The following is a 21,412-nucleotide window of genomic DNA, read 5'->3' on the forward strand; positions in this document are numbered from 1 at the left end:
GTCTATTTGTTGGACTCACAGCAGTAGAAGTTGCCTAACATCAAGAAGTGGGGTGAGCCATTCTTGTCTAAGATTCAAGAGAAATTGGATATACTTTGGGGAACAACAGTAAAAGAATTTAATATTGACCACAAAAACCACCGAATAGACCTAAAGACTGTAGCGATAGATAATGGCGTAGAAACTAATTACGAGGTTGTTTTTGAAGATGTAATTTCTTATTGTTGGGTCAATGATTCTGGAAACGGAAGATTAAGTACCGAGGAATGGAACTATGTTGATTTAACCGCAGTCCATCATATCGCTGAAGCCAGTATTACATTAAAAGGAAACTACATTGATCAATATGTGGGATTACCGAATATATTATTGGAAATGTGGAACTCCATACTATTGATTGAGGCTAAAAGATTGAAAGTTAATAATGACAATATTCAACTGGCCAAATAATCAATTAATAAACCACAAGTGAGACTAACCTCTCGCTTGGCGGGGGTTGTCTAAGCTTTTTGCAGGTGGAACAGCGCAAAAGCCTTAATAGAAAGAACCCGAGCTATTGTAAAAAGCCCGGGTTCTGTATGCCTGTTTGCTTCTTTGGCCTTGTTAAGCTCGAAGACAACATAGAACTTAAAGGTGCCGTTTCGCACTATCCATATTTGGCTTGAATGATTCTGGCACGCCGCAAAATCCGGTAGTACATGGTTTTGTCCTTTAGTGCGCGAAATGTGTTAAATGTCGGTGCGGTGTTAACTTCGATGATCCAGACACGCCCCTTGTTATCCACCGCGATATCGATCCCTAGAGTCCGAAGTCCCGGGAACTCCCGGTCCAGAGCCTTGGCGGCCATAGCCGAAACCTGGTTGATTTCCCGAATCGTATGTTTCACCTTATCGGGGTCTCGTGGGTATAGAGCGCTAAGTACATTCTCCACCGTTTCCGGTCGGGCTCCTTGATGATAATTGGTGACGAACCTTCCGGGAGCGCCCACCCGTACCACTTTACCCGAAATCCGCCAGGCCTTATCCGGCTTTTGCATGAACACCCGAATGTCAAGGAGCCGGTTTCGGTACTTGGCCAACTGCAGCCCCTGCTGGACGAGGTAGGCCCTTCTAGGAGAAAGCAGTGTTCTTAAAACAGGCAGCAGGGAGTTCCGATCGACCTCCCGGTGATGAAGGCCCCAGGAAACCTGGAGCCGATGGTTTTTCTGTTTCTTCACTCTCACGATTCCATTGCCCAGGCTCCCCACGTCCGGCTTTATAAACACGGTTGGATACCGGCTGATCATTATGGCCAAAATCCCCGGACTCCAGGGAAGGGTTTCGGGCAGGTGGTGACGAAGCCGCGGGTCTTTTCGCATCGCCTTATCTTTTAACAATTTCTCCTCGACATAACGCAACGGCATCGGCCTATCACCTCGTTCATCGTGTACATTTCAAGATAGGATATGCCGCCGAAACCTGCTTGTCAGATACATCCGCCCCTGGGAAAAGAAAAAAACCGCAGTTGGTCTCCAGAACGCCCGGAACTTGCTTCCGTTAGCGTTCTCTTTTGCGTTTTCCGAGGCACTGTGCGGGTTTTCGGCGCCGGTGCAAGATAGATCAATCGGTGGAAACGTGGTGCAAAACAACGTGATTGCCGGAAATGGCGCGGGCGAATATAGTCGAACTTGCGAGAGGCGGGAACGCGGTGCTCGCCATCCACAATATTCGCAATACTTGATGAGGTGAGACGGAATGTCCGCGATGCAAAGAAGTGCGTTGCAAGAAAGCAGGCCGAGACTGGCCGCGAAGAAGCCGTCCGTTTGGCGCACGATCGGCAAACGATTTCTTCGCGATAAATTTCTATACCTGTTGGCGCTGCCGGGTATCTTGTATTTTCTTCTTTTCAAATATGTGCCCATGTACGGCGTGTTAATTGCGTTCCAGGATTACTCCCCCTACTTGGGAATGATGAAAAGCCCGTGGGTCGGCATCGACCACTTTGTCCGATTTTTCTCGAATCCGGATTTCTTCCTCTTGTTCCGGAACACGATGGCGATCAATCTGTTGAACCTGATTTTCTTTTTCCCGATCCCGATCTTGCTGTCACTCATGCTGAACGAGCTGCGGATCACGTTTATGATGCGAATCATTCAGTCGGTTATCTATTTGCCGCACTTCCTGTCCTGGGTCATCATCGTGGGCATCTCGTTTTTGCTGCTGTCCAGCGGGGATGGGGCGATCAACAAGCTGTTGGTGGAGCTCGGCTTCGAGAAGATCAACTTTCTCACGAATCCGGATACGTTCTGGGGGATGCTGACGGTGCAATCGATCTGGAAAGATGCGGGCTGGGGCACGATTATTTTCCTGGCCGCCATCGCGGGGGTCGATCCACAGCTGTACGAAGCCGCGAAAATAGACGGGGCGGGTAGAATCAAGCAGATGGTGCACGTGACGCTGCCGTCGATCCGCCACGTTATCGTGATCCTGCTTATCCTGCGCATCGGCCACATTATGGATGTCGGCTTCGAGCAGGTGTTCCTCATGATGAACAGCATCGTGTCCGACGTAGCGGATGTATTCGATACGTACGTGTACCGGTTGGGCGTGCGGGAAGGCCAGTTCAGCTTCAGCACCGCCGTCGGGCTTTTTAAATCCATTGTCGGCTTGCTGCTGGTCATCGGCGCGAATATGCTCGCGAAGAAGCTCGGCGAAGAAGGCGTCTACTAGATTGGTTCTTAGATCGAGAGGGAGAGTGTTGAGCTTGAAAGTTAGAATGGGCGATCGGGTGTTCACCGCCACGAATGCAGCGATTCTGATCCTGATCAGCCTTGTCGCCGTGTTCCCGTTATATTATGTCTTCGTTGTCTCCTTCACGGATCCGTCGGAATATGTTCGCAAGGGCGTCGTTCTTTTTCCGGAAAAATGGTCGCTCGATTCCTACCGCTACCTGATGTCGACCAACTCATTCTTGAACGCTATGGGCAACAGCCTGTTCCTTGCCACGGTCGGCACCGCCTGCAGCCTGGTGGTTACGTCGGGGCTGAGCTACGCATTGTCCCGCAAGCGGTTAGGAGGACGGCGGACGCTGCTGCTGCTGATCTTGCTCACAACGCTGTTTAACCCCGGCCTCATCCCGCCCTATTTGCTCGTGCGCGAGCTGGGGCTCATTAACAGCACGTGGTCCCTGATCCTGCCGGTGCTGTCAAGCGGCTGGTACGTGCTCCTGATGAAAGGCTTTTTCGACAGCATCCCGGCGTCGCTCGAGGAAGCGGCGCGAATCGACGGCTGTAACGATTTCAGTGTCTGGTGGCGGGTGATTCTGCCGCTGTCCCTGCCTTCGCTCGCGGCGTTCGGATTGTTCTATGCGGTTGATTATTGGAACACGTTTTTCAGTGCCCTGCTGTACATCAACCGTTTCGATAAGCAGCCTCTGCAGGTTCTGCTGCAAAATATGCTGATCGACTCGTCGATTTCCGGCAGCTCGGAGGCCGCGCAGATGATGGCGGAGCAGCGCATTCCGGGGCAGACGCTGAAGATGGCCGCGGTGGTCATCGCCACGGTGCCGATCCTGCTGGTCTATCCGTTCCTGCAGAAGCATTTTGCCAAGGGCGCCATGGTCGGCTCGGTGAAGGAATAAACAGGATTTCTCTTTGAAATCCGTTTAGTATAAAATAGGTTTACATTTCAAGGAGGTTACTTCATGAGCAAGGAACGTAACAAAGGATTATCCCTGCTTGGTCTCGCCACGGCGTTCGTGCTGGTTGCGAGCGCTTGCAGCAACGGCAAGGCCGGCGGATCCGATACGGGGACAGCAGGCACCGGCGGGGCGAAGCAGGAAGCGCCGTTGAAGGTCAGCATCATGACAACGTATTACACGCCCGAGCCGCCCGGACCGGACAACGTCATCGTGAAGGAATTCGAAAAGCGGACGAATACGGATCTGGACATTACCTGGGTCTCCTCCAACAACTACCGGGATAAATTAAGCGTAACGCTCGCTTCCGGAGATATTCCGGATCTGGTGCTGCTCGATGATCCGTTCAACGCGCAGGTTCGCACCATGGTTGCGCAAGGCGCGTTTTGGGACATTACGGATGTCAGGAAAGACTACCCGAATCTGATGAAGTTTCCGGATGCGACTTGGAACAACCAGAAGCAGCGGGACGGTAAAAATTACGGGGTGCCCCGGGTCCGTCCGGTGGAAGGTGGAAGCGGATTCATCATCCGGGAGGACTGGCTGAAGAAGCTGAACCTGCCGGTTCCGCAAACGACAGAAGACTTGTATACCGCTTTGAAGGCGTTTAAAGAGAAAAACCCGGACGGACTGAAGCCGACGGAGGTCGTGCCGTTCGCCGGAGCGACGGCAAGCGATCACTTGAACAACTTCATCCATCTGCAGAACGTATTCACCGGCACCCACTGGCATTGGAAGGCCATCAACAACGAGCTCGTTCGCGTCGATCTGCTGCCGGAAGTGCGCGAGTTCATTGTATATATGAAACGCTTGTATGACGAAAAGCTGATCCCGAGCGACTTCGCCGTCTTGAAGGGCTCCCAAGTCAGCGACATGGTGAAGGGCGGCAAAGCCGGCGTCTATGAAAATATTGTGGAAAACTCCTGGGAACCCACGGAAATCTTAAGAAAGACGAACCCGGATGCGACCTTCCTGCCGCTCGTCAGTCTCAACGGATTCGCAAGCAAGGATAACGGTTCCTTCGGCATGTTCGCGATTCCGAAGAAGGTATCGGAGGAGAAGATGAAGAAGCTGATCGCGCTCCTGGATTACGGTGCTTCCGAAGAAGGCAGCGACTTGGCGAACTACGGCTTCGAGGGCGTTCACCATACGGTCGAGAATGGCATCAAGGTATCGACCGAACAAGCCAAGAAAGACATCGTCGCGCAGCAGGCGCTCGGGCAAATCTTCTTGAAATACGACAAGTACTTGCGCGCATGGAGAGCGGGCATCCCGAACGATCTGTACGAGCGCAACAAGAAAATCATCGACATGCGGGAAAAAATCAGCGTGCCGGATCCGTCGACGGGCCTCTATTCGGAGACGAACCTGAAGAAGGGCGGGGAGCTGGACAAGAAGATTTTCGATTTGAAAGTGAAGGTTATTATGGGCGTTAAGTCGCTGGAAGATTGGGATCAATTCGTGAAGGAATTGAAAGCGAACCCGGATTTGATTAAGATTACGGAAGAATTAAACGAAGCCTACAAAGCAAGAAACAGTAAAGCCAAGGGATGACTGCTTCGAACCTCCGGCCCCGAACGGGCGCCGGGGGTTCCTCTTGCTTTTCCGGGCAGGGAGTTTCGAGAAAGGGGGCAAAGCCGTGCGCGTATGGCGCTGGTTGAGAGGCAAGGGGAGACAAGGTTCTTATTTTCGAAAAAGCTTGGTCCTCATTCTGTGTATTGCAAGCATACCCACCGCATTGATCGGGGCGGGGTCGTACCTGCTGGCGACGAAGCAAATCGAGAAGGAAATGCACCGATCGAATCAAGCACGTCTGGCCAAGGCGATGGAGCGCATCGACGAGGATTTGTCCCAGCTGGAGCTGGCCGCCGCGCAATGGTCGCTCGATCCCCTCTTCAACGAAACGATCCGGGACACGAATTTCCGGCAGGATTTCCAGAAGACGCAAACCTTGTACAGCGCGCTTTCTTTAATGAAAAACCCGTACCCGTATTTGAGCGAAATCCAGTTGTATATTGACCAATCCCAACCAGTCGTCATTATGGAGGATAAGGGGATTATCCCCGTTAGCGGGGAAGCCGGGGAAAGGTACCGTTCGATGATGGAAGCCGTCGAGGGCGCCTTTTGGGTGGAGCGCATGCCGCTTCCGATGGAGAAGCGCCAGGAGATCGCATTTGTTCAGCGGCTGGGATACGGGCAGAACGCTTACGGGCTTTTATTCTTATATTTGGACGTCGACCGCGTCGCGCGGGCGGTGAATGAATTTTTTAACGGAACGAACGGAGCCTCCTTCCTGTTAGGGGAAAAGGGAGAGTTCCTCGTATACGGCGGAGCGGCGTCCGGGGCGCCGCCGACGGCATTCGAAGAAGGGCTGCAAGCGGCAGTCGCGGACCGGGGGAGGGCAGCCGACGTCTTTACGTACCATTGGGGCGGGGAGACGTACTCGGTGTCCTACGGGGCGTTTAAAGGACTGGGCACAACGTGGACCTACGTGGCCGCGATTTCCTTGTCGCAGCTGACGGAGCCGGTGCTTGCCATGTCGCGCCTTAGCTTGGGCATCAGTGCACTGGGGCTCTTCGTCGCGATGCTGCTCGCCTGGATCGGGTCCCAGCGCCTGTACCGGCCGATCCGCCAGCTCGTCGGCAGGTTGCAGGATCATCGCCAGCCGGCGAACGTGCCGGGCGACGAGATGGCGTTCATCGAGATGCAATGGGATCGCATGACAAGCCAAAGCAAGGTGCTGCAGGAGGAATTGGCGAAGTCACAGCCGCTGCTCCGGTACGGCTTTCTCCTTCAATTCGTTCAGGGTCATTACCAATCGATGAAGGAAGAGGAAATCCGCGACCGGCTGGAAGCGTTCGGCCTCGGCACCGACCACCGGGGCTTCGTCTTGATGCACGTGCAATTGTACGATCTCCGGAATCCGGAGAACCGGTTCACGGAGGGCGACGACCCTTTGGTGACCTTCGCGGCAACGAACATCCTCGAAGAGCTGCTTCAGGGCAGGGAGGGCGAGAGCGCGGTCTTGAACATGCAGGACAAGTCGATTCGGGTGCTGCTGACGTATGATTTGGAGGGGAGCCGGGAGAAGGTCAAAACCGAGCTGTTCCGCATAGCGGAGCAGTGGATCGACGTGCTTGGGAAGCTGTTGAAGATGCAGGTAATCGTCGCCGTAAGCCAGCCGACGCTGCAGGCCAAGGACATCCCGCCCTTGTTCGCCGAGCTGCGCCAGGTCGTACGTTACCGGGACCTGCAGCGGGAAGGGCAGATCATCGACATGGAGGATGTCGTGCCGGAGAAGAAGGAACGCAGCGACTATCCCTTCGAGTTGGAGGCGGCGATTCTCGAAGCGGTGAAGCTCGGCATCCGGGAGGAGGCAGCGACCCGGACGGCGGAGTTCGTCGAGGCGCTGGTGCATCGATCCGGGAAGGAATATGCGGTGCAGCAAGGGATCGTTCAGTTGTTCGGCGGCATCCAGCATGTCATCATGGAGGCGGGGGTTCCGTCGCAGGGAGCTTATGACGGTGTCGACAAGCTGGAGCAGCTGCTCCAGCTGAAGGAGCCGGCGAAGATGGTCGAGTTTCTCGAAAAGGCGATTTTGACGCCGTACATGGACGAGCTCGAGAAGGACCAGCTGCGTCACCGGAAGCAGCTGGTGGACCGGGCGACCGACTATTTGCAATCGAACTTCACGAACGAGGTGTCGTTGGAAACTTGCGCGGAGCAGCTCGGCGTAAGCAAATTCACCTTGAGCCGGGCGTTCAAACAAACCGTCGGCATTAACTTCATCGATTATGTTACGCGCCTGAGGGTGGAGAAGTCGAAGGAGATGCTGCGAGGCACGGATTGGAAAGTGTCGGATATCGCGGAGCGGATCGGCTATCAGCCGTCGCATTTCATCCGGCTGTTCAAAAAGTTCGAAGGCATGACCCCGGGGCAATACCGGGACAACGTGCCGATGCTGCGCCCCGAGGAACCAGGCGGCGAATAGCGAAGGGTATGGCTATGATGGGTTTAAGCAAAGCCGATCGAATACTAATATTCGGTCGGCTTTTTCTATTTCCCCAAGTGTTAAGTATGTTGAGTGGGGGGGATTGTCTGGAATTCGACGTCTAGACTTCAATATAGTAACCTGCTCCCGTAATCCCCGCTAATCTGACTGTATTCAAACAAAGCCAGCCGATACGTGACCCTATCACGTTGGCGGGCTTTTTGTCGTCTCCTCAGGTTCTGGAAGAAGTCCATACAAAAAGAGAAAGTTCTGCATAAGTTCTCGACATTTATTGTTTAAACTGACGGTGAAACAGGAGATAGCCAATTCGGCCGATGATTTTATTTTAACGAAAGCGAGGATTTAAAGATGAGCAACCTATCCGTAAACCGCAGGGAATCGGAAGCCGGTGATCGCCCGGTGGAACTAACCAGCCTATCATCTTTTGTGGTTGGGGCACGTTTGGTATTTAAGGTGATGGTAAGGCTATTCGCGGTTTGCCTATTACTCCAGGTCTTTCTTGCCGGGCTCGCCCTGTTTTGGGATCCGGCCCGTTGGGCGAGCCATACGGGATTTGCCCGATTGCTGATCCTTGTTTCCGTCCTGATTCTCGTGGTATCTTTCATCGCCCGGCTGCCCCTTGCTCTTCGACTGCGTAGTGCAGGTTTGTTCGGCATCATCCTTTTGATCGCGGTCAGCGCAAAATTACCGTCTGGAATCGGTTATTTATCTGCTCTTCATCCGGTGCTCGCGCTGCTGTTGTTTATGGGAACGGTGTCCCTCGCACGGAAGACCGATGCCTTCCAAAGGGAAAGAAAGCAGGAAGCTGCGAAGCAAAACGGTTGAATGGAAGTTTGGAGCCCAATCTTCAATAGGGATGGAGAGGAAAAGATGCCGCCCTAATCTATCCGATTATCTATGGATCATTCTATTCCTTATCGTGTCCGGAGTATCGCTGCATCTGGTTGTGCATGATTATGAGAATAGAACCCGTTGGTTTCGAATGCTGGTCATTGTTCTCTATGGAATGTCCGGTATCCTGGTTCTTTTTACCTTTATTCCAAGCCAATGACCAAAGACTGCAAGAACTTGTGATCAGATTGAATCGAGGAGGAGAAAGTATGAGCCTAATCCGAGTACGTTACATTGTCGACGATGTAGAGGCGGCAATCGCCTTTTACACCCAGCATCTTGATTTTCTTGTCAAAGTCCATCCCGCACCCGGTTTTGCCGTTTTGCAGCGAGGGGACTTGAATCTTCTGGTGAATGCCAAAGATGGTCCAGGAGGAGCCGCTCAAGCCATGCCGGATGGGCGTAAACCGGAGCCGGGCGGCTGGAACCGGATCCAACTCGAGGTCCATGACCTGGAAAGCCTTGTTGGGTCCTTGCGTGAAGCAGGACTGAGCTTCCGCAATAATATTGTCACCGGTTTTGGCGGTAAGCAGATCTTACTGGATGACCCGGCAGGCAACCCTATCGAACTCTTCGAGCCTCCAAGCAAGTGATGGATAGAACAGATCGGATGGATTGGAAATGAAAATGACAATAAGAATATTAGCCATAATCTGGTGCGGTCTGTTTGTCTTCCCCTTATCCGGTTCAGCCGAAAGCGAAGGAAGCATGCAAGTAGAGCGGTCTGGAACTTCCGTCTTCTCCGAAGTGGATGCGTATATCGCCCGCGAAATGAAACGGCAGCGTCTTCCGGGGCTGGCTCTCGCGATTGTACAGGGGGATCAGATTCTTTACCTGCAGGGATATGGTGAAGCTGATTCATCGGGTCGTTCGGTTACACCGGAAACCCCCTTCGGATTAGGGTCGATCGGTAAGTCGATTACGGCTATAGCCGTTCTGCAGCTTGCCGACAAGGGAAAAATTGACTTGGATGCGCCTATACAGCGCTATCTCCCTACAAAGTATAACGGCGCCGAGTTCATAACGGTACGTCAGCTGCTTAACCAAACAAGCGGGTTCTCCCAAATCTCCACTTTCGGCAACACGCTCTCGAGCGTCAAAGATCAAGAACCCCAAAATGCCCTGGAGAAAAACGCCTTGTCTTATGCGGAAAAGTTTTTAAGTCAACCCAAGCAAACCGAACATCCTTACCAATATTCGAATGCCAATTATGTGCTGCTTGGCTATATGGTGCAGCGGGTATCCGGCCAGTCCTATGGCGATTATGTAAAGGAACATATTTTCAACCCTCTGTCTATGCCTAACAGCTTCGTTACGCTGGAGGAAGCGGCTGACCATGGATTGGCTACGCCCTATCGCCGGGTATTTGGATATAATGTGGCCTACGATGGCCCCTATGTTTATATTCCGGGGGATGCGCCGGCGGGCTACCTTTATACGAGTGCGAAGGACATGAGTCATTACTTGATTGCCCAACTAAACGGCGGCCGATTTGAAAAGGATTCTGTGCTTTCTTCGGAAAGCATACGACTCATGCAGACCGAACCGGTTCCGGGAACGTACGCCATGGGTTGGTCGGCCGATTCCATTAACGGGTTACGGGTTATCGGTTCACCGGGCGGCTCGCTAGGCTTTCAAGCCCAAGCTTTTATGGTTCCGGAACAACAATTGGGAGTGATCGTGTTCGCCAACGTACTTGGCGCGATCGATGCCGCTTGGCCCCAAACCCACGTCATTACGACAACCCATATTGCCTCCGGGGTCATAAATATCCTGAATGGGCAGCCCATTGGAGAATCGGGTCTAAGCATTTCGCAGAAATACTGGCTTGTAAATGGCTTGATCTTCCTTCTCAGCGCCTGGTTCATATATGCGACCGCTCGAACGGTGAAGCGCTTCTTTGGACCGGGGGGTCCTGCTCATTCCGGCCCTACTAAACTATCTATTAAAGATATGGCAAGAATTGCTCTGCATTTTGCCGGTCTAGTTATTATCCTGCTGTTGGATATGACTGAAGTTTTACCGGTATGGCCTATTGCCGCCATCTTCCAACCGGACGTCATCCCTTGGCTGAAAATAATGACTGTCCTTTTGGCATTGAAGGGAAGCATGGAAATAATTCGGCTGGTTCGGTCGGCTCGGCATGACAAAACAGCAAAGTTGAAGTGTTGAGAAGGACCACGTTTGGAAACTATCATCCGGTGATGTTAAAAAAGGAGAGTAGGCATGAAGGTTCGATTGGGAATCGATAAATGGGTGGCAGGGCCCGTTGCCAGATGGGTTACCTTGTTGATTTGGTTAGCCGCCGCAGGGCTGTTAAGCATGCTGGCCCCGTCTCTTAGCAAGGAAGTCGTGAATAATGCACCCCCACTGCCAGATGATAAGCCATCCGTACAAGCACGGGAATTGGCGATGAAGGAATATCCGAATGCGGAAGATGCTCTTGCCCTGTTCGTGTGGCGCCGCCAAGGGGGATTAACCGATACCGACCTGCAGCGCATCCAGCAATTTACCGAAAGATTATCGGCACATCCCGTACCGTATCAGACCACCATACCGCCTTTGCATCAAATGCCCCTCCAGGTTATGAAAACGAAGCTGTCGGAGGACGGCAGCACCATCGTCTCGCCGGTATTCTTCCGTAAAAGCGCGCAGTCGAATGAGTGGAAGGAAGGCGTAGACCGTGCGAAAGAAGAAGCGGCCGGCCTATTCGGTTCCGATCCGTTTGCGGTTGCTGTCGATTCCCCGGCCGATTTGAGCGCGAGGGTTACCGGTCAGGTCGGCATCCAGATTGACGCAGCCGGAGTATTCGGACAGGCCGATAAAACCTTGCTCTTCGGTACCGTGCTTCTAGTGCTCGTGATGCTGCTGCTGATTTACCGTTCGCCGATTCTGGCCATGACCCCGCTGGTCGCCGTGGGGATCGCTTACTTCGTCATCAGTCCGATTTTGGGCTGGATGGTGCACAGCGGCATGATAACGGTGGAAAAGCAAGGAACCAATATCATGACCGTCTTATTGTTCGGTGCCGGAACGGATTATTGCTTGTTCCTCATTTACCGGTTCCGCCAACTGCTCCAGACCGAACCGGATAAGGGCAAGGCACTTCGCGGCGCCATTACCGGATCGTCAGGCGCGATCGCGATGAGCAGTTTAACCGTCATTCTCTCGCTTCTAACGTTTCTCGCGGCGGAGTACGGTTCGTTCCGGCTGCTCGCCGCACCGTTCGGGATTTCCATCTTCATTATGAGTCTGGCCAGCTTGACGCTTGTCCCTGCTTTGCTCGCCATTATGGGGCGCGCTTCTTTCTGGCCGTTCATTCCGAGGACGCCCGGCATGCTGGCCGAACGAGCCAAGCGTAAGGGACGTTCGGCCCCGGCTTCTAACAAGCCCTCGCGTGATTTTGCCGGTTCCCTTGTCGTCCGCCGGCCTTGGCTCATTGTCGTCTTGACCTGCACCGTACTTAGCGGTTTTGCCGTATTCGCGACTCAGGTGAAGTTCACGTTCGATAAGCTGGCCATGTTCCCGAAGACGATGGCCTCCATAGAAGGCTTCTCCGTCATCGGCGAGCAGTTCTCACCCGGCCAACTCGCTCCCGCTAAAGTGATCGTGGATACCGGCGGCCAAGATCGGGACGTTGCCCAAACTTTGGCCTCGCTTCCTTATGTGGCACAAGTATCCGCGCCGCTGGCCGGGCGGACGAACCCGCAGCTAGTGTCGTATGACGTATCCCTTAACCTAAACCCTTATTCGATGGAGGCGATGAATCTCATTCCGGAGGTTCGCCAAACGGTCGAAGGCGCGTTGAGTCAGTCAGGCGACACGAATGCGGCGAAGCATGTATGGATTTCCGGAGAGACAGCGGAGCAATATGACACGAAAGTAACAAACGAGCGGGACATGCGCATCATTTTGCCGATGATCCTTATCATGATCGCCGCTCTCCTGGTCGTGTATCTGCGTTCTTTGGTCGCCGCGGCTTATCTTATTTTAACGGTATTGCTCTCGTATTTGTCGGCTTTGGGATTAGGGTGGCTCGTCTTGCATAACCTCATGGGCATGGACGTCATTCAAGGCACGATCCCGCTTTATTCGTTTGTCTTTTTGATCGCGCTGGGCGAGGATTATAACATTTTCGTGATCTCTTCCATATGGCAGAAGAGCAAGCATATGCCATTGAAGCAAGCGGTCTTGGAAGGCGTAAAGGAGACGGGCTCCGTCATTACCTCGGCAGGCCTCATTCTTGCGGGGACGTTCGCTGTTCTGATCACGATGCCGGTCCAGTTAATGCTGCAAATGGGTGTCATTACCGCGCTCGGGATTCTGATCGATACGTTCATTGTCCGGCCATTCCTCGTACCGGCCATCACGCTGCTCCTGGGCAGATGGGCTTTCTGGCCCGGCCGCCGCAACGCCGTGGCGGACACGGATTTACCCTCTGGGGAAAAGCCGGTGGATCCGTTATTCACGGGCGGTTGAAAGTTTACCCCCGCCAAGCCGTCTTTCCCATAGGGGAAGAGCGGCTTTTTCATCTTATTCTCACACGGTCCCCATGTAAAAATATAGAAATCAAGCTTCCCCTGGTTTATGATAGACATGTTGCCTAACGGCCAATCTTTTAAGGCGGGGGAGTCCGGCTTGATTCTTTTCGATTACATGGTGAATCTCTCCATTTTCTCACTCTTGGTCAGTACTCCATTGGTCATTCGTTCGTTCTGGAACCATCGGTCCCTGAAGCAGCTGCGCGTGTGGACGGGCATTTATGCGGGGCTCGTCTCCATCATTCTCGTGGTCATGGCGGTCAAGCAGCAGGGGTATGCGTATGACATCCGCTATGCCCCGATTATTCTCATGTTCGCCTATTTGGGCCCTGTGCCGGGGCTGATCACGGGCGCATTCTCCCTGCTCACCCGATTGCTCTCGGGAGGGCATTGGGCGCCGGCTATCATTGGGTGGACCTTCATTATGCTGGTCTTCTCCGGCCTGCACCTTGGGACCTCTCGTCTCTCTCCATTTAAGAAACTCGCGGCGTTCTCTGGAGCCTATATTGTGGCTTACCTGTGCACAGTCTTTACGTTTCGTATTCTCATCGACGAGCCGCTCTTTCACGTCCAGTACCTGGTCTTCGTGATGCTTGGCGTTCTCCTGGGCGGCCTGCTGATCGAATCCTATGAGCGGCTTCGCCGGATCATAGAAGAGAAGAAGGTCATGGAGAAATCGCTGGAGGCGAGCGAAGCCCAATACCGGCTGATCGCCGAGAATACGTCTGACCTCATTCTGGTGCTCGACCGTGACCAGTCCGTCAGCTATTTCTCGCCTTCCCACGGGCACGTGCTGGGGTATCCCAGCTTGGAGGGGGTAGGAGGGGAGGCAAGCGGGCTGGTGCATCCGGACGATCGCGGGATGTTCCATGATATGATCCGAAGGCTGTTCGAGCAGGAGGATGCCCACACGATGGAGATCCGGCTCCGGCATGTGGAGGGGCGTTGGATCGATTTTGAATCCCGCTGCCGGTCGGTTAGGGGAGAGGGCGGCCGGATCGAACATATCGTCATCATCGGCCGGGACATCTCCGAGCGCAAGAAGGCGGAGGAATTCCTTCTGCAATCCGAGAAGCTGTCCGTCGTGGGGCAGCTGGCCGCGGGAGTGGCCCATGAAATCCGCAATCCCTTGACGACCATCAAAGGGTTCCTGCAGGTGTACAAGCGGGAGGATCAACGGATCCAGCATGCGGACCTGCTCCTGAGCGAGCTCGAGAGGATCGAGATTATTACCGGGGAGCTGCTTTCGATGGCAAAGCCCCAAGCTGCGCAGCTGACCAGCACGGATATCCGGGAGCTGATCGAGTACACGATCGAGTTTCTGTCTCCCCAGGCACTTATGAACCGGATTGAATTTATCCGGGAGTATAAGGACGCCGCTTATCCCATCCTCTGCGAGAAAAACCAGTTAAAGCAGGTGTTTCTCAATCTCCTGAAGAACGCGATAGAAGCCATGCCTGCCGGCGGCGAGATCCGCATCACCCTGCGCCGAACCTCGGAGGAAGAGTGCACGGTTTCGGTGGAAGACCAGGGCTGCGGGATCCCCGAGGAGCTGCTGCCGCGGCTGGGCCAGCCTTTCTATAGCTTGAAGGAAAAAGGAACCGGCCTCGGCCTCATGATCTGCCATCGGATCATCAAGCAGCACAAGGGGACTATTACGTATACCAGTAAGGTGAAGGAAGGAACGCGGGTGGAAATCCGGCTTCCTCTGGATATCATGTTTTGAATCTTTTAAAATCGTTCGAACCAGGAGCCAGTGGAATGCGAAGGAGAGGCAAATTAATATTGGTGGAAGGCTTGTGCGGTACGGGGAAATCCACCCTAGCGGAACGCTTGCATCACCGCCTGATACAGCAAGGCATCTCGTCCCGATTCTATGATGAAGGAGCCAAGGGGCATCCGGCGAGCTTAAATGGGCATGCTTTCTTTCGAGAGGAGGAGTATGCAAAGCTTTTGAAGCGATTTCCGGATGCAGCCCAAGAAATCCGCCAACGGGCCGTAGAAGACGGCAGCTATTATCTGATTCCTTACCGTGAGGTCGGGGCATTTCGGGAGCGGGAGGCGCTCTATGCCGAGCTGAATTCACACGAGCTATGCTGGACGGATTCGCCGCCCGCCTCTCTTCCCGAATTCACCTCCTTAATACAGCGGCAATGGGCGCGCTTTGCTGAGCTTGCCAGCCGCTCCGAAGAGGTCTATGTGCTGGAAGCGGTGCTTTTTCAGCATCAGATTCATGATATGCTTGGCCACTATCAGGCGAGTGATCGCCTTATAAAGGAGCATATCCGGGGAATCGCCGATCGGATTGCCGCTCTGAACCCTGTTTTGCTATATTTGACTCATCCCAGTGTGAGGGAGCAGCAGATTTGGATTTCCTCCATCCGGTCCAGGCCCCGTTTCGCCACGGAATCCAACATCCGGTTTATGGAGAACCGCAAGCGGATCGAACTAAGCCTGCTGGATAAGCTGCCGTTCCCAGCCTATATCATAGAGAACCCTTCCCTGGACTGGGATGATGTGATGAATCAAATGGTAAGGACGGTTGATCAAGCGTATAAGTAATGGCCAAAAACGTATCCTCGCTATCTGCCCAGGAATCACCACCGCAACCACCATCTACTTTGACAGAATCAGGAGTCTTTTCCTGATTCTTTTCGTTTTTTCTGGGTAATTTACCAAGTAATCACGAGATGGGGAATGACTTAAAAAGAAGAGGGGACTTGCACGATGAGAAGAATGGTAGGCGTTACACTGGCAGCGTTGGCTTTGTTAACGACGGCGGCGTGCGGCAGCAACGCCAAGGAATTGCCGAAGGAGGAAGCCGTGGCCGCGATGGCCGAGAAGGCAGACAAAGCAGCCAATTACCAGGTGAAGCTCCGTCTAACCGCACAGGTAAAGAGCGGGAGCCTCGTACAGTCCGAAGAAACGGTAGAGGGAGCGGTCGAATACATCGCCAAGGAAGATCCCGACCTTCACTCCTCCTACGTCACCACGAATAAGGGAAGCGGCAAGCAGGGGAAAACGGAGCTCTACAAGCAAGGGAAGCTGATTCTTTCCAATGAGAACGAACAGGGCTGGAAGGATGTTTCCGCCCGGCTGCAAAAGGAAGAGCTGCTGAAAGCCACCCATGCGGATCTCGTCGAAGCGCTGAGGAAAATCGAGTCGGAGCTGTCCGTCGAACCACGGGAAGAGGGATACTCCCTGTCCTATTCAGGGGAGAGCGGCAATGTTTATGAGGCCTTTAAGAAGCCTTTTACCATAAACTTCAAGGGCGTAGACCAGAGCCAGGTTCACTCCGACCTGAAAACAATAGTGGACAAGGAAACCCTGTTTATCCGGGAGCTTCACTATGAAGCCACGGCTAACAATGCGGCGCAGACTGTCACCCTCCGGGTGGACCTGAGTTACGACCAGTTCAATAAAATCAACGAAGTGAGCATTCCCCAAGAGATCCGGGAAGCCGCATCCCAGCCGTCGAAATAGCCGGGTTAGAGACAAGGCTCGGACTATCTCGGGCATTATACGGAGAAGGAGTGGAGAACATGGCGACCATCGGTCAAGACGAGAGGGACCGCATCCGGAAAAGCTTGAACGAAAGCCGGGTAGAGCTTCCGGACGGGACGCGGGTGCCGAGACTCGGGCAGGGGACCTGGAATATGGGAGATAACCCTGCGGCGGCTCAGGAGGAAATCCGCACGCTCCGGCTCGGGGTCGAGCTCGGCATGAACCTAATCGATACGGCGGAGATGTACGGAGAAGGACTCTCCGAGTCCCTGGTCGGCGAAGCGATCGAAGGGATCCGGGACGAGGTGTTCCTCGTGTCCAAGGTGTACCCCCATAACGCAGGACGGGGCCGGATCGCCCGCAGCTGCGAGGACAGCTTAAGGAGGCTGAAGACCGACCGGCTGGATCTGTATCTGCTTCACTGGCGGGGGAGCGTGCCCCTCGGTGAGACGATCGAAGGCATGGAGAAGCTGGTGAAGGAGGGCAAAATCCTGCGGTGGGGTGTCTCCAACCTCGATCAGGCGGACATGGAGGAGCTGCTCGGCTTGCCGGGCGGGACCCGCTGCGCGACCGATCAGGTGCTCTACCATCTCGGCTCCCGGGGCATCGAGTATGACCTGCTGCCTTGGATGAGGGAGCATCGGCTTCCGGCCATGGCCTACAGCCCCTTGGCACAGGCGGGCTCTCTTCGAAAAGGTCTCGTGACGCACCCTGCCGTCCGGGAGATCGCCGATCGGCACGGGGTCTCTCCGTTCTCCGTCATGCTCGCCTGGTGCATCCGCGGCGGGGACGTGATCGCCATTCCGAAGGCTTCGACGGAGCGGCATGTTCTCGAGAATGCCCGTGCGGCGGCCCTCTCGTTAACGGAGGAGGAGCAGAGGAAGCTCGATGAGGCGTTTCCCCCGCCCACACGTAAAAAGCCGCTCGATATTATCTGACGGCTGAAGGTGGTTACCAGAGAAACCAAACGACATTTCCTTAGTGTCGTTTGGTTTTTTATTGGGCGATTGATATTTCTATGATAACAGGTAACCATGATGAGGCAGTTTTAGCACTTCTTTATGGAGAAGAATACCCAAATAGTCATTTGCATGTAAGAAGCCATCATGAATGGATAGCAAGTAGACTGGAAACCAGAGAGCAGATCGGGCGGCAGCTGCTCTAATGATAGGCCGCCGGTTTCATTAAGCTAAAGGGCAGATTAGGTTAGTTCCAATGATTAATTCACAGAAAGCAACCGATGAAATTGGCTAAATAGATTATTAAACTTCAATATGGTATTATGATTTTCGAGTTTTTGAGATCGAGCAATCTTGTTATGTTGGAGGGAAACATGGATATCATTGAATTTCAACAATGGGTTAAGGATTATTATAAGAATCGTAACTGGTCAGACTTAGATATATTTGTCCGTATTGGATTTCTTGCTGAGGAAACTGGGGAAGTAGCTCGTGCAATTCGTGCATTAGAGATTGGTAGGGATCGTCCAGATGAGGTTGTAGGCACATTTCAAGAGAATAAATCTGAATTAACAGAAGAACTTGGAGATGTTTTAGGAAATCTCATTGTGATCGCTAATAAATATGATATATCGCTTGATGATATCCTGATATCACATAAACAAAAGCTTCAGGCACGTTATTCAGAAAATTAAAACAAACGGAGATGGGTTATGAAATCAATCGCTGTATTTTGTGGTTCTAGTGAAGGAGCTTCTTCAATTTATAAAGAAAACGCACTTAAATTAGGACAAGAGCTTGCCAAACAACAAATCACTCTAATTTACGGTGGAGCTAATGTCGGACTAATGGGGATTGTTGCTAATGCTGCGCTGGAGCATGGAGGTTCTGTTATTGGAGTACTCCCTCAATTTCTTCAAAACCGTGAGATAGCGCATACGGGCTTAACAGAGCTTATAATGGTGGATTCGATGCATGAGCGTAAGGCAAAGATGGCGGAATTGGCAGATGGGTTTATTGCTCTTCCTGGTGGACCTGGAACATTAGAAGAGTATTTTGAGATCTTTACATGGGGTCAGTTAGGATTGCATCAAAAGCCATGTGGATTGCTGAACATCAATCAATATTTTGATCCACTTGTCTCCATGTTTGATGCTATGGAACGCGACCATTTCATGCAATCGAAGTATCGTGCTATGGTCATTACAGATAATACTCCAGAGGGGATTCTGAAGCAGTTCTCGATTTATAAGGCTCCTTCAGTCAAAACATATCTCACCGAACAGCGCACTTAATTTTTGAACGTCCATTTGAGCAGAGGCAGCCAAACTACGGCTGCTTTTTCATTACGCTAACGGGATACGATAGTTAAATAAGGGGAGTTGGGAAGGCTGCCACGAAAATGTGTGGCAGCCTTTTAAGCTAAAGGGCAGTTTACTTTAATGGATTTAAATCTATACTTTTATATACATTAAGTTCTGTTGGTAATTCGGGTAAAGTCAACACTTGAGATTCTCGGAGCTTTATATATCTTTTTCTCTTTGTTAGAATTAAACGATGTTGTCGTCAAAAGCTATGAATAAAGTTCATTAATCACATATTAAAGGGGAAATACACATTTGAAAACGATCGGAATGCTTGGTGGTATGAGCTGGGAAAGTACTGCACGATATTATCAGACTGTGAATGAAGTTGTTAAGAAAGAACTAGGCGGATTACACTCAGCAAAAATCTTGATGTACAGTGTAGATTTTGCTGAAATTGAAGAATGTCAGGTGAATGGCGACTGGGATAAGAGCGCAGCCATTTTGTCTGAAGCAGCACAAAATTTACAAAAGGGCGGAGCGGACTTCATCGTCATATGTACGAATACCATGCACAAAGTCGCTCCACAAATTCAAGCCAATATTGATATTCCCATTATTCACATCGCTGAGGCGACTGCAAGCAAATTGCTACAGCATAAAGTTCAAAAGGTTGCGCTGCTAGGTACTAAATACACCATGACGCAAGACTTCTATAAAAAGAAACTGATTGATTCAGGGATTGAAGTACTGATTCCGAATGAGCAGGAAATTGAAGTGGTCAACGACATTATTTATCATGAGCTGTGTCTAGGCATAGCTTCTGAACTGTCCAAGAAAAAGTATCTTGATGTCATGGAACGACTTGCCTCACAAGGAGCCCAAGGTGTAATTTTGGGATGTACTGAAATAGGATTACTTATACAGCAAGAAGACACTTCTTTACCAGTCTTTGATACGACACAGATTCATGCAGAAAAAGCAGCCAGGATAGCAATATTTTAGTTATTTTTGATTAGCCCGTGGGTATTTTTTGTTTCGAACAAGCTGCATCTGTAATGTGAATTGAACTAACGGATACGATAGCTCAAAATACACAACAGCAGCCGAACAGGGGCGCCGTTGCCGGCCGCCACACCAAATATTTCCTTTGCTTAAGCGCGGATCGAAGAGTATAATCCGTTCAGACATTGGAGCGAGAAGCGGGGAAATGATTATGAACAACGGGTTGATCAACGCCATTATCGCGTATATCATGTGGGGGGTTCTCCCGCTTTATTGGAAGCTGTTTAACGACGTGCCGGCAGGCGAGATTCTGTCCCATCGGGTCGTCTGGTCGTTCGTCTTCATGGGTATTCTTGTCGCCATCCAGCGCCGCTTGGGCGACATGAAGCGAATTGCGGCTAGCCGCGCGCTAGTGCTGTCGCTCACCGCCAGCGGACTACTGATAGCGGCGAATTGGCTCATCTTCATCTGGGCGGTCAACAACGGGCATGTCGTCGAGACAAGTCTCGGCTATTACTTAAACCCATTGTTAAATGTGCTGCTGGCGGTCGTCTTCCTTCGTGAGAAGCCAAACCGAGGCCAATGGCTCGCGATTGCCATCGCTGGCGCCGCGGTGCTCATCATCGCCATCGACTACGGGCGGTTCCCGTGGGTCGCGATCTCGCTGGCCGCGTCGTTCAGCTTGTACGGCTTCGCGAAGAAGAAGATCGTGCAAGACGCTTCTGTAGGTTTGCTGTCGGAGACGGCTGTCGTCCTGCCCGTCGCGCTTGGCTACTGGATCTACTTGGCCGCCGTGGGAAAGACGACCGCATGGACGCTGCCCGCGTCCACGTTCGTCGAACTGCTTCTGTCCGGCGTAGTAACGGCGCTGCCGCTGCTCTTCTTTGCGCGGGCGGCGGCCCGGATGGCGCTGTCAGCGCTCGGCTTCGTACAATACATTGGACCGACAATTATGCTGTTTCTGAGCGTATTCGTGTTCAAAGAATCGGTCTCACCGGTTCTGCTCGCCGGCTTCGCGCTCATCTGGACAGCGCTCGCCGTATATGCAACAGCATCGGTTCGCGGCACGAGAGTCGTGAAGACGAACTGACGGCAAAGGTGCTCCGTCACCGCCATAACGGCCATTTTCGTCCACCTGAGGAGATGGCCGTTTTCCGTTTGTGGCGTGCCCGGATTCGCTCAAACCAATCTTCCCAAAATTAAAGGGGTTAACATGAATCTGTTTTTGTTAGTTTAAGAAACAATTGATAGGTGGGACCCCTTTGATTTGCTTGCTACTCATTGTCCTGACGACGAATACGAAACTGAAATTCGCGAGATAGTTACTGCACTTTCCGGCACAACCACTGCAGAAAAGCTTGCTGTTAAAATAAAGGATATCCTATACCGAGCTTTCGGCGATCCTTAAAAATTTATTTGGATAATTCTGAAAAAGCCCTTGAAATTAAAGGGCTTTTTCATTTTAGAAGCATAAGTTTTCCGAGGTAAATTGGAAGCATAAGCTTGCCTAAGCGGCAAACT

The 21,412-nt window shown here is 52.3% G+C and carries 19 protein-coding genes; 18 read left to right on the forward strand and 1 reads right to left on the reverse strand.

Going from position 1 to position 21,412, the window contains the following annotated elements; genetic code table 11:
• Window positions 1-63 precede the first annotated feature (63 nt).
• Window positions 64-450, forward strand: coding sequence for a YxiG family protein (locus MJA45_RS04030; RefSeq protein WP_315606007.1), 387 nt, complete (start codon window positions 64-66; stop codon window positions 448-450).
• 196 nt (window positions 451-646) lie between these two features.
• Here MJA45_RS04030 and MJA45_RS04035 read toward each other — a convergent pair whose 3' ends face one another.
• Window positions 647-1,402, reverse strand: a complete 756-nt coding sequence (locus tag MJA45_RS04035; protein WP_315606008.1) for a YheC/YheD family protein — start codon at window positions 1,400-1,402, stop codon at window positions 647-649.
• A 340-nt stretch (window positions 1,403-1,742) separates the two neighbouring features.
• Here MJA45_RS04035 and MJA45_RS04040 point away from each other — a divergent pair, with 340 nt between their 5' ends.
• The 17 genes from MJA45_RS04040 (at window position 1,743) to MJA45_RS28595 (ending at window position 21,299) form a co-directional block, all read left to right on the forward strand.
• Entirely contained in the window at window positions 1,743-2,708 is a 966-nt protein-coding gene (locus tag MJA45_RS04040) for an ABC transporter permease (RefSeq protein WP_407083137.1), read from the forward strand.
• A gap of 46 nt (window positions 2,709-2,754) precedes the next feature.
• Complete coding sequence (locus tag MJA45_RS04045; protein ID WP_315607929.1) at window positions 2,755-3,618, forward strand: carbohydrate ABC transporter permease; 864 nt, start codon at window positions 2,755-2,757, stop codon at window positions 3,616-3,618.
• A gap of 63 nt (window positions 3,619-3,681) precedes the next feature.
• Entirely contained in the window at window positions 3,682-5,229 is a 1,548-nt protein-coding gene (locus MJA45_RS04050; RefSeq protein WP_315606010.1) for an extracellular solute-binding protein, read from the forward strand.
• 85 nt (window positions 5,230-5,314) lie between these two features.
• Window positions 5,315-7,666 carry a helix-turn-helix domain-containing protein gene (locus MJA45_RS04055; RefSeq protein WP_315606011.1) on the forward strand — a complete coding sequence of 784 codons (2,352 nt, stop codon included), beginning with the start codon at window positions 5,315-5,317 and terminating at the stop codon, window positions 7,664-7,666.
• Window positions 7,667-8,035: 369 nt separating this feature from the next.
• Window positions 8,036-8,512, forward strand: a complete 477-nt coding sequence (locus MJA45_RS04060) for a DUF6220 domain-containing protein (protein ID WP_315606012.1) — start codon at window positions 8,036-8,038, stop codon at window positions 8,510-8,512.
• A 275-nt stretch (window positions 8,513-8,787) separates the two neighbouring features.
• Window positions 8,788-9,171 (forward strand): VOC family protein, encoded by a 384-nt coding sequence (locus tag MJA45_RS04065; protein ID WP_315606013.1) that lies wholly within the window; start codon window positions 8,788-8,790, stop codon window positions 9,169-9,171.
• A gap of 28 nt (window positions 9,172-9,199) precedes the next feature.
• Complete coding sequence (locus tag MJA45_RS04070; RefSeq protein WP_315606014.1) at window positions 9,200-10,750, forward strand: serine hydrolase domain-containing protein; 1,551 nt, start codon at window positions 9,200-9,202, stop codon at window positions 10,748-10,750.
• A gap of 54 nt (window positions 10,751-10,804) precedes the next feature.
• Complete coding sequence (locus MJA45_RS04075) at window positions 10,805-13,057, forward strand: MMPL family transporter (protein ID WP_315606015.1); 2,253 nt, start codon at window positions 10,805-10,807, stop codon at window positions 13,055-13,057.
• A gap of 108 nt (window positions 13,058-13,165) precedes the next feature.
• Window positions 13,166-14,845 (forward strand): ATP-binding protein, encoded by a 1,680-nt coding sequence (locus MJA45_RS04080; RefSeq protein WP_315606016.1) that lies wholly within the window; start codon window positions 13,166-13,168, stop codon window positions 14,843-14,845.
• A 227-nt stretch (window positions 14,846-15,072) separates the two neighbouring features.
• A complete protein-coding gene (locus tag MJA45_RS04085; RefSeq protein WP_315606017.1) occupies window positions 15,073-15,681 on the forward strand; it encodes a P-loop NTPase family protein in 609 nt (202 codons plus the stop codon).
• A 165-nt stretch (window positions 15,682-15,846) separates the two neighbouring features.
• The gene (locus MJA45_RS04090; RefSeq protein ID WP_315606018.1) at window positions 15,847-16,602 is read left to right on the forward strand and encodes a DUF6612 family protein; all 756 of its coding nucleotides are present in this window, start codon (window positions 15,847-15,849) and stop codon (window positions 16,600-16,602) included.
• 59 nt (window positions 16,603-16,661) lie between these two features.
• Window positions 16,662-17,561 carry an aldo/keto reductase gene (locus tag MJA45_RS04095; RefSeq protein ID WP_315606019.1) on the forward strand — a complete coding sequence of 300 codons (900 nt, stop codon included), beginning with the start codon at window positions 16,662-16,664 and terminating at the stop codon, window positions 17,559-17,561.
• Window positions 17,562-17,956: 395 nt separating this feature from the next.
• On the forward strand, window positions 17,957-18,277 hold the full coding sequence (locus MJA45_RS04100) for a MazG nucleotide pyrophosphohydrolase domain-containing protein (protein WP_315606020.1): 321 nt from the start codon (window positions 17,957-17,959) through the stop codon (window positions 18,275-18,277).
• 18 nt (window positions 18,278-18,295) lie between these two features.
• Complete coding sequence (locus MJA45_RS04105; RefSeq protein ID WP_315606021.1) at window positions 18,296-18,877, forward strand: LOG family protein; 582 nt, start codon at window positions 18,296-18,298, stop codon at window positions 18,875-18,877.
• 324 nt (window positions 18,878-19,201) lie between these two features.
• Entirely contained in the window at window positions 19,202-19,891 is a 690-nt protein-coding gene (locus tag MJA45_RS04110) for an aspartate/glutamate racemase family protein (protein WP_315606022.1), read from the forward strand.
• A gap of 211 nt (window positions 19,892-20,102) precedes the next feature.
• Window positions 20,103-20,981 carry an EamA family transporter RarD gene (gene rarD, locus MJA45_RS04115; protein ID WP_315607930.1) on the forward strand — a complete coding sequence of 293 codons (879 nt, stop codon included), beginning with the start codon at window positions 20,103-20,105 and terminating at the stop codon, window positions 20,979-20,981.
• Between the two features lie 153 nt (window positions 20,982-21,134).
• Window positions 21,135-21,299 (forward strand): DUF1871 family protein, encoded by a 165-nt coding sequence (locus MJA45_RS28595; RefSeq protein ID WP_407083138.1) that lies wholly within the window; start codon window positions 21,135-21,137, stop codon window positions 21,297-21,299.
• Window positions 21,300-21,412: the final 113 nt, after the last annotated feature.

Origin of the sequence: Paenibacillus aurantius, from assembly GCF_032268605.1 — a bacterium.
GTDB classification, from domain to species: Bacteria; Bacillota; Bacilli; order Paenibacillales; family NBRC-103111; genus Paenibacillus_AO; species Paenibacillus_AO aurantius.

What these genes read in the sequence shown, in the direction of transcription:
- MJA45_RS04035 (WP_315606008.1), bottom strand. Translation starts at nt 1,402, where the DNA reads ATGCCGTTGCGTTATGTCGAGGAGAAATTGTTAAAAGATAAGGCGATG.
- MJA45_RS04040 (WP_407083137.1), top strand. Translation starts at nt 1,743, where the DNA reads ATGCAAAGAAGTGCGTTGCAAGAAAGCAGGCCGAGACTGGCCGCGAAG.
- MJA45_RS04045 (WP_315607929.1), top strand. Translation starts at nt 2,755, where the DNA reads ATGGGCGATCGGGTGTTCACCGCCACGAATGCAGCGATTCTGATCCTG.
- MJA45_RS04050 (WP_315606010.1), top strand. Translation starts at nt 3,682, where the DNA reads ATGAGCAAGGAACGTAACAAAGGATTATCCCTGCTTGGTCTCGCCACG.
- MJA45_RS04060 (WP_315606012.1), top strand. Translation starts at nt 8,036, where the DNA reads ATGAGCAACCTATCCGTAAACCGCAGGGAATCGGAAGCCGGTGATCGC.
- MJA45_RS04065 (WP_315606013.1), top strand. Translation starts at nt 8,788, where the DNA reads ATGAGCCTAATCCGAGTACGTTACATTGTCGACGATGTAGAGGCGGCA.
- MJA45_RS04070 (WP_315606014.1), top strand. Translation starts at nt 9,200, where the DNA reads ATGAAAATGACAATAAGAATATTAGCCATAATCTGGTGCGGTCTGTTT.
- MJA45_RS04075 (WP_315606015.1), top strand. Translation starts at nt 10,805, where the DNA reads ATGAAGGTTCGATTGGGAATCGATAAATGGGTGGCAGGGCCCGTTGCC.
- MJA45_RS04080 (WP_315606016.1), top strand. Translation starts at nt 13,166, where the DNA reads ATGATAGACATGTTGCCTAACGGCCAATCTTTTAAGGCGGGGGAGTCC.
- MJA45_RS04090 (WP_315606018.1), top strand. Translation starts at nt 15,847, where the DNA reads ATGAGAAGAATGGTAGGCGTTACACTGGCAGCGTTGGCTTTGTTAACG.
- MJA45_RS04095 (WP_315606019.1), top strand. Translation starts at nt 16,662, where the DNA reads ATGGCGACCATCGGTCAAGACGAGAGGGACCGCATCCGGAAAAGCTTG.
- MJA45_RS04100 (WP_315606020.1), top strand. Translation starts at nt 17,957, where the DNA reads ATGGATATCATTGAATTTCAACAATGGGTTAAGGATTATTATAAGAAT.
- MJA45_RS04105 (WP_315606021.1), top strand. Translation starts at nt 18,296, where the DNA reads ATGAAATCAATCGCTGTATTTTGTGGTTCTAGTGAAGGAGCTTCTTCA.
- rarD (WP_315607930.1), top strand. Translation starts at nt 20,103, where the DNA reads ATGAACAACGGGTTGATCAACGCCATTATCGCGTATATCATGTGGGGG.